This is a genomic window from Rhodobacterales bacterium HKCCA1288, from assembly GCA_015693905.1.
Lineage (GTDB): Bacteria > Pseudomonadota > Alphaproteobacteria > Rhodobacterales > Rhodobacteraceae > M30B80.
In genome coordinates, this window is sequence record CP065161.1 from 1,108,729 (window position 1) to 1,121,886 (window position 13,158).

Genomic DNA, 13,158 nt, shown 5'->3' on the forward strand with positions numbered 1-13,158 from the left:
GCCTATTATGGGCAAGACGATTATCATCACTGGGGGCGGGGGCGGTGTTGGCCGTGCTACAGCGCGCCATTTCCTTGAACAGGGTTGGCGCGTGGGTCTGATTGGACGGCGCGCCGAAGCCTTGGAGGAAACGGCACAGGCCCATGATCACGCGCTGATCCTGCCCTGTGATGTGACCGATGAGGCGCAGGTTGAGCGTGCCTTTCACTCCGCATATGAGGCATGGGGGCATTTGGATGCCCTGTTCAACAATGCAGGTGTCAGTCTCGGCGGCGCACCGATTGATGAACTCTCCGTCAGCGATTGGCGCAACCTGATTGATATCAATGTCACAGGCAGCTTTATCGCCGCGCGCGCGGCCTTTGGCATCATGCGCAAGCAATCCCCACAAGGGGGGCGCATCATCAATAATGGCTCGGTTTCCGCCTATGTGCCACGGTGGGGGTCTGCCCCCTACACCGCATCTAAGCATGCGATCACTGGGCTCACCCGTTCCATCAGCCTTGATGGACGTCCCTTCAACATCGCCTGCGGTCAGATTGATATTGGGAATGCCCTAACGGATATGGCCGAAAAGATGACCAAGGGCGTGCCACAGGCCGATGGCAGCATCGCGATTGAGCCCGTGATGGATGTGGCCCATGTGGCCGCGTCCGTTCTGCATATGGCGGAATTTCCGCTTGAGGCGAATGTGCAATTCATGACTGTCATGGCCACGAATATGCCCTATATCGGGCGCGGCTGATCCGTTCAGCACAAGCAGTGCAAAGGGGGCGCACCATGAGGGTGCGCCCCTTTTCATTCGGGCAGAACGGGGCGCTTTCCCTTTTGCCGCTCGCGCTGCCAAATATAAAGGCCCGAAGCGATGATGATCGCCGCCCCTGCCAGGGTCCAAATTGTGGGGTAAGTGCTGAATATCACAATCCCCACCAAAGCCGCCCAAAAGACCTGCGTGTAAATAATCGGCGCAAGGATCGAGGCATCCGCCCACCGATGCGCGGTGGTGGCTGCAATATGCCCCAACGCGCCAAAGCCGCCGATAATGCACAGGATCACCCATGCCAACGGTGTCTGGGGCCATACCCAGACATTCAGTGCGAATGGGGCCAAGGCAACAGTGGCAATGCCGCTTGACCAGACCTGTTGGGTGGCATTGGTTTCGATCCCCGCCAAAAGTCGCGTCATGATGAAATAGGTGGAGGCCATCAATAGCGTTCCAAGGCTGAGGATCATCGCGGGGTGGAATTCTGCCCCCCACGGCTGGATCACAATCAACACCCCCAAAAACCCCACACAAACCGCAATGATACGGCGCAGGCCGACCTTTTCACCCAAGATGGGGATCGCCATAAGCGTGATCACAATCGGCCCTGCAAAAGAGATGGTTGTGGTCACGGTAATCGGCAGGAATTTCAGCGCCTGAAAATTCATGATTGTGCCGATAAATAGCGCACAAGAGCGCAGAATTTGTTTTGTTGGCGCATTCGAGTGAAACACGCCCCGCCCTTCCTGCGGCAGATAAATCGCCAATGCATAAATGAAATGACCCGCATAACGGGCAAAGACAATCTGCAAAACAGGGATGCCCGCAATGCTCAGCCATTTGGCCGAAGTGTCGATACATGTGAAAAAGATCACAGCCAAGGCCATGGTCAATACACCTGCAAGCACGCGGTTTTCTCTGGGGGCGGGGGCGCTCATGATTGGGTTACATCGTCATGCCACCGTCAATGGCCACGCATTGACCCGTCATATATTTGCTTTCATCGCAAGACAGATACACGACCAGTTCGGCAATCTCATCAGCGGTGCCAAGCCGCCCCATGGGCTGCCGTGCCACGAAATCTTTCATCGCTTGCTCATAATTGCCCGTGGCATGCAACCGCCCCTGAAGGCTTGGCGTATCCACTGTGCCTGGCGCGATACAATTGGCGCGGATCCCGCGGGTGATGTAATCAGCGGCCACCTGTTTGGTCAGCGCAATGGTCGCCCCCTTTGATGTCCCGTAGATAAAACGGTTCGGCAAACCCCGAAGGGATGAGCAGACCGAAGCGATATTCACAATCGCCCCATGGCCCCGCTCAAGCATCCCGGGCACGGCGGCTTGGATGGCATGGAAATGTGCCCGCACGTTTAGGTTCATCGCCAGATCAAACTCGTCATCAGTGGCTTGTTCAATCGTGCCAGAATGCACAACGCCTGAGCAGTTCACCAAGACATCGGGCTGTGCCTTGGTCACGGCTTCAACCAAAGCTGCCTTATCGAGAACGTTCAACGCAAAGCTTTCAGCGACATCGAGATCGGTGAGGAATTTATCATGCAAATCTGTAGCAATGACATGCGCCCCTTCACGCGCAAGGGCGATTGCACTGGCCCGCCCAATCCCCTGCCCTGCGGCTGTTACAAATACACGCTTCCCTTGCAGTCTCATGATGATTTCCTTCCCAAATTTTCTGCCATCCAGTCCACAATCTGTGGCACCATCAAATCCCCCGCACCGCCTGCGACAATTTCAGCCAGTGTCGCATTCGCCGCGCCCGACATACGGCTATTGAGGCCCAAATCTTCGGCCATTTGCCTGTAATATCCGACATCTTTGGCCGCATTTTGTGCCGAAAACGCCAGATCAATCTGCCCGTCCGTGGCGTAATTGCGTATAAATTGCATCATGCCCGAATGGTTTGGCCCAGCTGCCATCACCTCATAAAGCGATTGGCGCGCGATCCCCGCCTCATCGGCCAGTGCAAAGGCCTCGGCCATTGAAATCGCCGTGGTCATCGCAAAGTAATTATTGATCAGCTTGATCGTATGGCCGTTGCCAAGTTTTCCGAGGTGAAAGACGTTTTCGCCCAAGATATCCAAGATGGGCTTCACGCGCGCATAAGCATCTTCATCCCCCGCACACATGATATTCAACTTGCCCTCATAGGCATGGGCAGGGGTGCGCCCCAAAGGCGCATCGAGGTAAATTGCGCCTTTCTCGGCCAGAGCCGCCCCGATCTTCAGCGTGGAGGCGGGCAATGATGTGCCAAAATCAATCACAATTTGGTCAGGCTTTGCTGCCGCCAAGACACCTGTATCGCCAAACATGCGCGCCTCAACCTGTGCCGATGTTCCCATGCAAAGCATCACAATATCGACCGCCGCCGTTAGGCTTGCCGCATCTGTCGCCTCAACCGCGCCTTTTGCAATCGCCGCCTCAAGGCCGCTGCGGTCTTTATGACCCAAAACCGTGACAGGGTGGCCTGCATCCAAGAGGCAAGACACCATCGCGCGCCCCATAAGGCCGAGCCCGATAAATCCAATATGTGCCGTCATGCGCTCTCCTTTTATGCTCTTTAAATACCACGGAAATCTGGCGGCACTTCACCGCGTGCCACAGGTTGCCCCTGTTTGGCCGATAGGGCGGTGGCCAAAGTGGCCTCCATCGCCGCCAGACCATCGGCACCGCTGCACAAGACATCATCCGCCTTGCCCGCCATCAGGGCTGCAAACCGCTCCATCTGTGCGCGGATTGGGTCAATGCGCGCGAAACTTTGCCCTGCATCCGCCGACAGGCCCTTTGACCATTCCACCTCGCCCTCATAATCGGCGTGCCAGAGTTTCAGCGAAGGGAATTCCAAAGCACCTTTGGTGCCCGTGATACGGAGGTAATCCTGCCCCGTTCCTGCAATGGCGGGGTTTTCATATGTGCCTGCCTCAAAGCTCCAAGGTGAGGCCCCTGCATCTGAGATCAGAAATGACCCCAACGCCCCGTTTTCAAAGCGGAGCGCAAGGGCGGCTGTGTCCTCAATCTCAAAGCCCCGCCGCGCCGAGGATGTGAGAGCAGTCACCTGTGACAGATTACCGATCAAGAACCGAAGCAGGTCTATCTCATGGCTGAGATTGGTCATCAATGGCCCCGCACCTGCACTGCGGCGCCATAGCGGGTCGTAATAGCGGTCATGTTTGCGCAACGACCAAAGGCCTTGAACCCCAACCAAATCGCCAATGTCAGCAAGCCGTGCGCGGGCGGCAATGGTGAATGGGTGGCAGCGGCGGTGATGACCTGTCACCAAAGGCACGCCTGCTGCATCCGCCGCATGGATTACGGCACGGCCTTCGGCCATGGTCGCGGTCAGAGGTTTTTCTACAATCACCCCCAAGCCCTGACCAATCAGATCAAGCGCGTTTTGGTGATGGGCGGGTGTCGGTGTGGCAATGACTGCGGCAGCGGTGGCCTTTGGCACATCCTCAAGACTTGCCACCATCGGCAAGCCCTGCGCAGCCAAATCTGCGCGGCGTGTCTCATCGGCCTCGACAATTGCGGTCAAAGCAATCAGCGGCGAGGCCTGTGCCACCTCGACATGGCGCATGCCGATTGAGCCTGCGCCAATTACACAAAGCGGAAGTGGCTGACCCAAAACTGCCCCCTTACATCACCGCGCCAACTTGCCATGGCACGAATTCAAAATCGCCCAAGCCCTGCGCTTCGGATTTCGATTTTTCGCCCGAAGCCATGCGCAACCATGCTTCGTAAATCTCGCGGCCAACCTCCTCAACCGAAGCACCTTCGGTCAAGATGCGGCCTGCATTCACATCCATATCTTCGATCAAGCGATTATACATTTCGGTATTGGTCGCCACTTTGAGCGTGGGCGATGGTTTAGATCCAAAGGCAGAGCCACGCCCAGTCGTAAAGACGACCAAATTACAGCCACTGGCGATTTGACCTGTGACGCTTGCAGGGTCATAGCCGGGGCTGTCCATGAAGGTGAAGCCTTTGGCGGTGACAGGCTCAGCATATTTATAAACCCCTGTCAGCGGTGTGGTGCCCCCCTTGGCCGCAGCACCCAAGGATTTCTCAAGAATAGTGGTCAAACCGCCCTTCTTATTGCCAGGGGAAGGGTTGTTATCCATCGAGCCACCATTGCGCGATGTATAGCCTTCCCACCATTTGATCAGCTCAATCAGCTTATCGCCCACCGCGCGATCCGCCGCGCGGGCCGTCAAAAGATGCTCTGCCCCGTAAATCTCGGGCGTTTCGGCCAAGACACCCGTGCCGCCCTGTGCAACCAAAAGATCACAGGCATAGCCAACCGCAGGGTTCGCCGTAATCCCCGACCACGCGTCAGACCCCCCACATTGCAGCGCCACCATCAATTCGGATGCGGGGCATTTCTCGCGCTTCACATCATTGACCACGGGCAGCATGGCGTTGATCTTTTCAATTCCCCAGTCCACCGTGCGGCGCAAACCGCCAATGTCTTGGATATTCATCGTCTGGAACAACGGGCCGGGCTTTAATCCATAGGCCTCGGTCAACCAGTCGATCTGCATCATCTCGCAGCCCAAGCCCGCCATCAGAACGCCGCCCACATTGGGGTTGCGCGCATAGCCCCATAGCGTGCGCTGGATCAGTTCAAACCCCGTGCCATCGCCCCCCATGGCGCAACCTGTGCCATGCACAAAGGCCACAACGCCATCCACATTTGGATAATCGGCCAGACGCTCGGGCGTGAAATGTTCGGCAATCAACCTTGCCGCTGTGGCCGAGCAATTCACACTGGTCAGAACCGCGATGTAATTGCGCGTTCCAACCCGCCCTGTCGCGCGGCGATAACCCATGAAGTAATCGGTTTCTGTGGCAGGAGGCACGGGGTGCAGGTTGGTGGCAAACTCATAATCGGTATCCACATTTCGGAATTCCAGATTATGGGTATGCACATGCGCACCCTGCGCAATATCTTCGGCGGCATAGCCAATGATCTGCGCATATTTGCGCACGGGTGCCCCTTTGGCAATGTCAGCGGTCGCGATCTTATGGCCGCGCGGGATCAGTTCGCGCGCGCCCTCCTCGCCAACCTCCAAGGCCTGCAAGGCCGTAACTACATTATCCGCTTGAGAGAGACGCACCGTTTTCATGGATGAATGACCTAACCTACCAAATGGCCGTTTGACGACAGAGCGCGCGCAAGGTGTGTGACCCTCGCGCGCGCCCCAATGATGTTTGACCTGTCCCCTGAGATCAGAGGAACAATGTCACAATGGGTGGCCAAATCAGCAGAACGCTGAGGGCCAGAAGCTGAAGCGCGATAAAGGGCAAGAAACCACGGAAAATCGCTGTCAGCGTGATATGGGGTGGCGCCACCGACTTGAGGTAGAAGGCCGCAGGGCCAAAGGGTGGCGACAGGAAACTGACCTGCATGTTCATACAGAACACCACGCCGAACCAAATGGCGACCTGACGCGGATCAAGTTCACCGAAGATGCCAATCTCCTCAACAGGCAGACGCAACACAATCGGCAAGAAGACAGGCATCACCAAAAGCACGATACCAATCCAATCCATGAACATGCCCATGATGAGGAAGATCAACATCATCATCAGGATCACGCCCATCGTGGGCAGATCAGAGGCCACAATCAGGTTCGCCACATAGGTGGGGCCACCCGCCAATGTGTAGGCCGCCGCAAGCGAGGCTGCACCAATCGTCACCCAGATAATGGTGCCCGTGGATTTCAGCGTGCGCATGAGGCTGTCCCAGACGATGTCAAAGGTCATCTCACGGCGGATCAGGCCGATGACAAACACCGCAACAACGCCCATGCCAGCCGCTTCGGTGATCCCTGTAATCCCCATGTAAATCGAGCCAAGAACAACCCCGATCACAACAGTCGGTGCAATCAGACCTTTGCCCATTTCCCACCCTTCGGCGGTGCGCTCTTTGCCAACGATGAAATAGACAGTCACAGCCGCGATGGCGAAAGCCCCGATGATATAAGGAATATCAGACACCATCCCCAATGGGATCGGATCGACACCTTCGGTGACCACGTTTTCGCCCGTTACAGTGAAGAACAAGGCGCGCAGCAACAAAACACCTGTGATCCACATGGTGAACTTACCTAAGAAGCCAAGGAACCGCAGCAGCTTCTCGCTGCCTTCTGGCATACCTGGTTCGGCCTCAGGCAAAGGCGCAAGGCTTGGGTTTAGGTTGGTGCGCACCAAAATGTAGACGATAAAGAAGGTCGCCAACATAAAGCCCGGCAAGAAGGACGCCGTGAACAGCGCTTTGATCGAGGTTTCGGTGACAAGGCCGTAGAAGATCAAAACGATGGACGGGGGGATCATGGTGCCAAGCGAACCAGACGCGCAAATCGTGCCGATGGCGAGGTTCTGGTTATACCCCAAGCGCAGCATCTGAGGCAGGGCGATCAGGCCCAAGAGAACAACCTCACCACCGATGATCCCCGACATGGCCGCCATGATCACCGCCATAATGGCTGTCACCACAGCAATGCCGCCGCGGGTGCGGCTGAGCCAGACATTGAGCGAAGAATACATGTCGCGCGCAATGCCGCAGCGCTCAAGCAGCGCCGCCATAAAGATAAAGAGCGGCACAGATATGAGAACGTAATTGGTCATTTGTCGGTAGACCGCTTGGGCAACAACCGACAAAGGCCCGCGTCCAAAATCTTTGAACAACAGTTCAGGCCCAAACTTCATGACCAAGACCACGATTGCCAAGAAGGCCGAGGCAAAGCCCAATGGCATACCAATCGCCAAAAGGGCGAAGATGCCAAGCAGCAAGACAAGGCTGATCGTAGCGAGGCTATCGACCTTGAGCCAAGCAAAGAGTTCCAAAAATTCCATCTTTATTGCTCCAAGGTCTTGCGGATGTTTTCGATTTCGATCTCATCGATATCGTCATGCGCCAGATGTTCAGGGGCTTTGTGCCAATCAGAAATCAGGTTTGAGACAGCCTGCACGGCCACCAAAGCAATGATGAAGAGAATGGCAGGTTTAACAACACCCGGAATGGGTGGATCCCACGCCGTGCCGAATGTCTCCATCCGCATCATGCGCGTCACCGCGTCCGTGTATCCGCCCCAGATCATTGCAACGGCGAACAAAACGATCAGAACGGTTGAAAAAACATCCGCAGATTTCTGTGCCCAACGGGGCATCATATCATAAATCACATAGATACGAATGTGGCTGCGCTGCTGCATGGCGTATTGGCCCGCAAACAGGAACACGAAGGCCGCAAGCCAGAGAGACAGCTCATTGGCCCAAAGCGTAGGCTGGCCAAATACGTAACGTGCGACAACCTCGTAAAACATCACAAGAACGATCAACGCGGTCATCATCATCGCCATACGCGATGTCACAAGCGACAACACATCAAAAAAACCATTCGGCTGGGATTCAATCGCGCCTTTGGTGTCAGACAGGTAGAGTGATGCACAAACAAATGTGCCTAAGATGGCCAACAGCATAACCGCTACAAGCGGACGCCCCGCAGGGCGGATCATCTCATGCATCCCAATGGGATCTTCGAAGGCAAGCTGACCGAAAACCATATAGGCGTAAATCAAGGCCGTAATCACCCCAAAACCAATCGCAGCACTGCGTATCGGTTTTCTCAGCGATCCCAACCAAAGGCTGTCTTGAGCCATTGCCTTCCTCCCCCTTGAGGTAAAAAATTTGAAAAGAAGGGTAAGCCCCCGCCATTCGGGGGCTTACATAACTGGTTGGTTTCAGACGCACTTACGAGCCTGAAACCTTTTGGGTCAGATTAGTCGATCAGACCAAGCTCAGTCATGTAGGCAACATGGCTTTCAACCAGTGCTGCAGCTTCTGGGGAACGTGTCGCCCAGTCAGCCCATGCTTCCTGAGCGGCCGCACGGAAGGTCGCGCGATCTTCGGCCGACCAGTTATAAAGCGTCACGCCTTGCGCAGTCAGCTCGGCTGCAGCGGCCGCGTTAGCGCGGTCGTTGTAGAGAGCGATCTGGAAGGACAGCTTCTGCCATGCAGTCTCGATGATACGGCGCTGCTGTTCTGTCAGACCGTTCCAGACATCAAGGTTACAGGCCAAGTGGTCAGATGGCATCGAGTGGAAGCCAGGATAGGTTGCATGGCTTACGATGTCGTAAAGACCAAGACCCACGTTGTTGGCCAGACCAGATGCGTCCGCACCATCAATGATGCCTGTCTCAAGCGCGGTAAAGATTTCGGTGAAATCCATCACGATTGGGGTTGCGCCGAGCTTTTCGAAAATCTCGGTTTCCATGCCTGGAGGGGAACGGAACTTCCAGCCAACCAGATCTTCAAACCCTGCCAATGGGCGCGATGAAGACATGGATTCTTGGCCGTAGATCGACCAACCAATCAGCTGCATGTTATATTCGTTGTAAAGCTCCTGCGCCGCCTCATAGCCGCCACCGTAGTAGAGCCATGAATACTGCTGCCATGCGGTTTCATAGCCGCCCATGATGTCGCCAACGAACTGGAACGCTGGGTTCTTACCTGTCTGGTAAGCACCGCCTGTCGCGTCACAATCTAGGATGCCGTTGATTGCAGCGTCAAAGGTTTCAACCGAGCCAACAACCGAAGACGAATAGAACATTTCGATGGTGATGTCGCCGCCAGACATGGTCTGAACATCATCCACCCACTGGGCCAGACGCTGGCCTGTTGGGTGCTCAGTCGCGTAATGCGTTTGAATGCGCAAAGTGACAGGTTCTGCGATTGCAGCACCTGCGAGCAAAGCGGTTGCCGCCGCTGTCGTGAACAAAGTGTTGAGTTTCATCTCTTCCTCCCTTGATGGGGCCATTTCGACCACCATTTTTCACCAGTTGCGCCAAATTCAGGTGCACAACTACGATGGTATACCATCTGAGAATCAACGCTAGCCAAACCCGTATCGACAATCAACAGGTTTTGGTATACCAAAATCCAAGAAGTCGGTTTTTCTGAGTATATTCGTTCACGCGTGCCTTCTTTAATCATGATTTCACTGCATAAAATGAGGGACAAGACCAGTGCATGATGATGCGACATTAGCGGAACAAGTCGCCCAACAATTGCGGCGCAGTATCTTGCGCGGCGATTTGCTACCGGGTGAAGCGGTCAAAGAACGCGATACGGCTGCCGCTATGGGCGTGAGTCGCACCCCGATGCGCGAAGCGATCCGAATCTTGTCAAAAGAAGGCTTGCTTGTGCTGCGCCCGTCTCGCAGCCCGATTGTTGCGGAACTGGATTTCAAATCCGTCTCCGATCAGGCCGAAGTGCTCATCGCGCTAGAGAAACTATCCGCAGAATTGGCGTGCAAAAATGCCACCGAAGAGGATCTCGCCCATCTGCAAGAAATCGTGGATTACATGGCCGCGCATTTCTATGAAAGTGATCCGCTTGACATGTTCGAGATTGATATGTCTTTTCATACCTCGATCGCACGCGCCTCGCACAACCAAGCCTTGGAAGAAACCCATCGCGCCTATCTGCAGCGTCTGTGGCATGCCCGTTATTTGGCCGCGCGCCAGCGCCGCAATCGCGAACGTGTGGTGACCCAACATACCGCAATCCTCGCCGCGATGCGCGCACGCAATGTGCAAGCGGCCCGTGATGCAATTGACGCGCATCTTTGGCAGTTGGCCGAAGACATTCGTCAGCAAATTACAATGCAATCCGCCCAAATGGGCGAGGAGCCAACACTGTCTCAAAAAGTAGGAGAATAAGAGATGAAGTTATTGCGCTACGGCCCCGCTGGTCAGGAAAAGCCCGCTATTTTGGATGCTGATGGCCAAGTGCGCGACCTGTCGGGCCATGTCGCCGATTTCGCAGGCGCAGCCGTGTCACTTGAGGCTTTGGACGCAATCCGCAAAATCGACATCTCAACGCTACCCGTTGTTGCCAATCCTGGTCGGATTGGGGCCTGCCTTGCCTCTGTGCCGAATTTCTATTGCATTGGCTTAAACTACGCCAAACACGCCGCCGAGACGGGCGCAGAGCCCCCAAAAGAGCCCATCATTTTCTCCAAAGCGACCTCATCCTTGTCTGGCCCGTTTGACCCTGTGGTCATTCCGCGTAATTCGGTCAAGGCCGATTGGGAGGTCGAGCTTGGCGTGGTGATCGGCCGCGAGGCGCTTTATGTCAGCGAGGCAGACGCGCTCTCCTATGTGGCGGGCTATTGCACAATCAACGATGTCTCAGAGCGCGAGTTCCAAATCGAAAAGGGCGGTCAGTGGATCAAAGGCAAATCTGCCCCAACCTTTGGCCCTACAGGCCCCTATCTGGTCACCGCAGATGAGGTTGGCGATCCGCAAAAACTGGGGCTCACCTTGTCGCTGAATGGCGAAGTTGTGCAGGATTCAAACACCGATGATATGATTTTTGGTGTCGCAAAAATCATCTCCTACATGAGCCAATTCATGAAACTGGTTCCGGGCGATATCATCGCGACAGGCACACCTTCGGGCGTAGGTATGGGGATGAAGCCGCAGCGATTCCTCAAGCCAGGTGATGTGATGGAGATCGAAGTGAAGGGTCTCGGCGCACAAAAACAAACAGCCGAAGCTGCAAGCTAAGGCCATCTAAGTTTCCCAAGGCGGGGTTCGCCCGCCTTGGTTTTTTATGTTTGGCCAGAGTTTGACCCCATGTCGCGCACGCCCAACCTTAACGGCTTTCTGTATTTCGAAACCGTGGCACGGCGGGGCACAATCAGCCGCGCCGCCGAAGAGATGTCAGTGTCGCCCTCGGCGGTCAGCCAACAAATCAAACTTCTTGAACAAAATCTGGGCGTAAAGCTGTTCCGCCGTCAGGGGCGTATGTTGAGCCTGACGCTGGAAGGCGAGCAACTGTTTCAATCGGCCTCCGTGGCGCTTCGCATGCTGCGCGACACAAGCCGTCATTTCAAACGCGGGCGCGAAACCTATCAGTTGAATATGCGCGTAACCCCTAGTTTTGGGGTGCGGTGGTTGGGGCCCCGCCTCTCTGATTTCATCGCGCGCCATCCTGATTGGGATCTTCACATTGATGCGGCCCCCGACCCCACCGATTTTGACCGCGAGATGATGGAACTGGATCTACGCTATGGCACGGGGAATTGGCCAGGCTATCACAGCGAAGCGGTGTTTGACGATTGCGTGGTTCCCCTGTGCAGCCCCGACTACCTAAAAGAGCTCCCACAAAGCGGCGATGCCGCCGCCACCCTTGCCGCAGCACGTCTCATTGGCACGCCACGGGCCCTGTGCCAGTGGGACTATTGGCTGAACCACAATGCCATCACCCTGCCCGAACGGCATATGCCGATTTTGATGGATCGCTCCTCTATGGCTCTGCAACTGGCCGTTGATGGGGTGGGCGTGGTGCTCGATAGCATGTCCTTAGCTATGCCCGAAATCGCCGAGGGGCGGCTTGTGCCAGTTCTGCCGCAAATTCCCGTTTTGCGCTTTACATCCTATTGGGCGATCTGCCCGAGCCGCTATATCAAGCGGCGCGCCGTGCAAGAATTTCTTGCATGGTTAAAATCGCAGACCAAGGATTTCGAAACTGAAATCACCGCTGCCTGCGCCCGCCACGGTTTGCGTCAAACCCGTATAGAATTCGACCTCGAGCGGGCGGCAGAGCAGCATTAGGTTTAGTGGATCAACGATCCGCCGTTCACATCGACCTCAGAGCCCGTGACATAGGCCGAAAGATCAGATGCCAAGAACAACGCGCAACCTGCCACATCCGAGGCTTCGCCCGCCCGCCCCATCGGGATGCCCGCAAGGATCTGCACCTTCATCTCAGGGGTCAGCTTGCCCGCCGTAATGTCGGTGGCGATAAATCCTGGGCAAATCGCATTGGCACGGATGCCATCAGGCGCCAATTCCCGTGCCATTGCCTTGGTCAGGCCCAAAACACCCGCCTTAGCCGCCGAATAATGCGGCCCGCCAAAAATACCGCCGCCCCGCTGCGCCGATACCGATGACATATTCACAAGCTTGCCACTTTGGCGCTCCCGCATATGCGGGATGACAGCTTGGCTCATATTCAGCGTGCCAAGCAGGTTCACATCCAACACGGCATCATAGTTTTCATGGCGAATTTCCATGATCTTCAATGGCTGTGTAATGCCCGCATTATTGACCAATATATCAATCTGGCCATAGGCCTCGAGGATCACAGCGACCGCGCGGTCGCAATCCTCTTTGCGCGTCACATCGCAGGCGAGCCCGATATGGCCCGCACCCAAATCAGCGGCGGCTTCTTCGGCTTGGCCCTCGTCCAAATCCAAGATTGCCACTTTTGCGCCATGCTCCACGAAAAGCTTTGCCGTGGCCTTGCCCAATCCGCGCGGGCTTGCAGCCCCTGTGATGATGGCAATCTGTCCGTCCAGTAAACCCATT

At 55.7% G+C, this 13,158-nt stretch carries 13 protein-coding genes; 4 read left to right on the plus strand and 9 right to left on the minus strand.

Features of this window, described 5'->3' with window-relative positions; genetic code table 11:
* Window positions 1-7 precede the first annotated feature (7 nt).
* Window positions 8-745 carry an SDR family oxidoreductase gene (locus I3V23_05410; protein QPI86401.1) on the plus strand — a complete coding sequence of 246 codons (738 nt, stop codon included), beginning with the start codon at window positions 8-10 and terminating at the stop codon, window positions 743-745.
* A 53-nt stretch (window positions 746-798) separates the two neighbouring features.
* Here the strand turns inward: I3V23_05410 and I3V23_05415 are convergent, their stop codons facing one another.
* From I3V23_05415 to I3V23_05450, 8 genes are all read right to left on the minus strand, one after another.
* Window positions 799-1,701 carry a DMT family transporter gene (locus tag I3V23_05415; GenBank protein ID QPI86402.1) on the minus strand — a complete coding sequence of 301 codons (903 nt, stop codon included), beginning with the start codon at window positions 1,699-1,701 and terminating at the stop codon, window positions 799-801.
* Between the two features lie 7 nt (window positions 1,702-1,708).
* A complete protein-coding gene (locus I3V23_05420; protein QPI86403.1) occupies window positions 1,709-2,431 on the minus strand; it encodes an SDR family oxidoreductase in 723 nt (240 codons plus the stop codon).
* Window positions 2,428-3,318, minus strand: coding sequence for an NAD(P)-dependent oxidoreductase (locus I3V23_05425; GenBank protein QPI86404.1), 891 nt, complete (start codon window positions 3,316-3,318; stop codon window positions 2,428-2,430). Before I3V23_05425 ends, I3V23_05420 begins: the two co-directional genes overlap by 4 nt.
* Before the next feature lie 20 nt (window positions 3,319-3,338).
* Window positions 3,339-4,403, minus strand: a complete 1,065-nt coding sequence (locus I3V23_05430) for a Gfo/Idh/MocA family oxidoreductase (GenBank protein ID QPI86405.1) — start codon at window positions 4,401-4,403, stop codon at window positions 3,339-3,341.
* 10 nt (window positions 4,404-4,413) lie between these two features.
* Window positions 4,414-5,904 carry an altronate dehydratase gene (locus I3V23_05435; protein ID QPI86406.1) on the minus strand — a complete coding sequence of 497 codons (1,491 nt, stop codon included), beginning with the start codon at window positions 5,902-5,904 and terminating at the stop codon, window positions 4,414-4,416.
* A 103-nt stretch (window positions 5,905-6,007) separates the two neighbouring features.
* A complete protein-coding gene (locus tag I3V23_05440) occupies window positions 6,008-7,636 on the minus strand; it encodes a TRAP transporter large permease subunit (GenBank protein ID QPI86407.1) in 1,629 nt (542 codons plus the stop codon).
* A gap of 2 nt (window positions 7,637-7,638) precedes the next feature.
* The gene (locus tag I3V23_05445) at window positions 7,639-8,442 is read right to left on the minus strand and encodes a TRAP transporter small permease (GenBank protein QPI86408.1); all 804 of its coding nucleotides are present in this window, start codon (window positions 8,440-8,442) and stop codon (window positions 7,639-7,641) included.
* A gap of 119 nt (window positions 8,443-8,561) precedes the next feature.
* Window positions 8,562-9,575 carry a TRAP transporter substrate-binding protein gene (locus tag I3V23_05450; GenBank protein QPI86409.1) on the minus strand — a complete coding sequence of 338 codons (1,014 nt, stop codon included), beginning with the start codon at window positions 9,573-9,575 and terminating at the stop codon, window positions 8,562-8,564.
* A gap of 232 nt (window positions 9,576-9,807) precedes the next feature.
* Between I3V23_05450 and I3V23_05455 the strand changes: the two genes are divergently transcribed.
* From I3V23_05455 to I3V23_05465, 3 genes are all read left to right on the plus strand, one after another.
* Window positions 9,808-10,503, plus strand: coding sequence for a GntR family transcriptional regulator (locus I3V23_05455; GenBank protein QPI86410.1), 696 nt, complete (start codon window positions 9,808-9,810; stop codon window positions 10,501-10,503).
* A gap of 3 nt (window positions 10,504-10,506) precedes the next feature.
* Window positions 10,507-11,352 (plus strand): fumarylacetoacetate hydrolase family protein, encoded by an 846-nt coding sequence (locus tag I3V23_05460; protein QPI86411.1) that lies wholly within the window; start codon window positions 10,507-10,509, stop codon window positions 11,350-11,352.
* A gap of 69 nt (window positions 11,353-11,421) precedes the next feature.
* Window positions 11,422-12,402: a LysR family transcriptional regulator gene (locus I3V23_05465; protein ID QPI86412.1), complete on the plus strand. Its 981-nt coding sequence runs from the start codon at window positions 11,422-11,424 to the stop codon at window positions 12,400-12,402.
* 2 nt (window positions 12,403-12,404) lie between these two features.
* Here the strand turns inward: I3V23_05465 and I3V23_05470 are convergent, their stop codons facing one another.
* Complete coding sequence (locus I3V23_05470; GenBank protein ID QPI86413.1) at window positions 12,405-13,157, minus strand: SDR family oxidoreductase; 753 nt, start codon at window positions 13,155-13,157, stop codon at window positions 12,405-12,407.
* Window position 13,158: the final 1 nt, after the last annotated feature.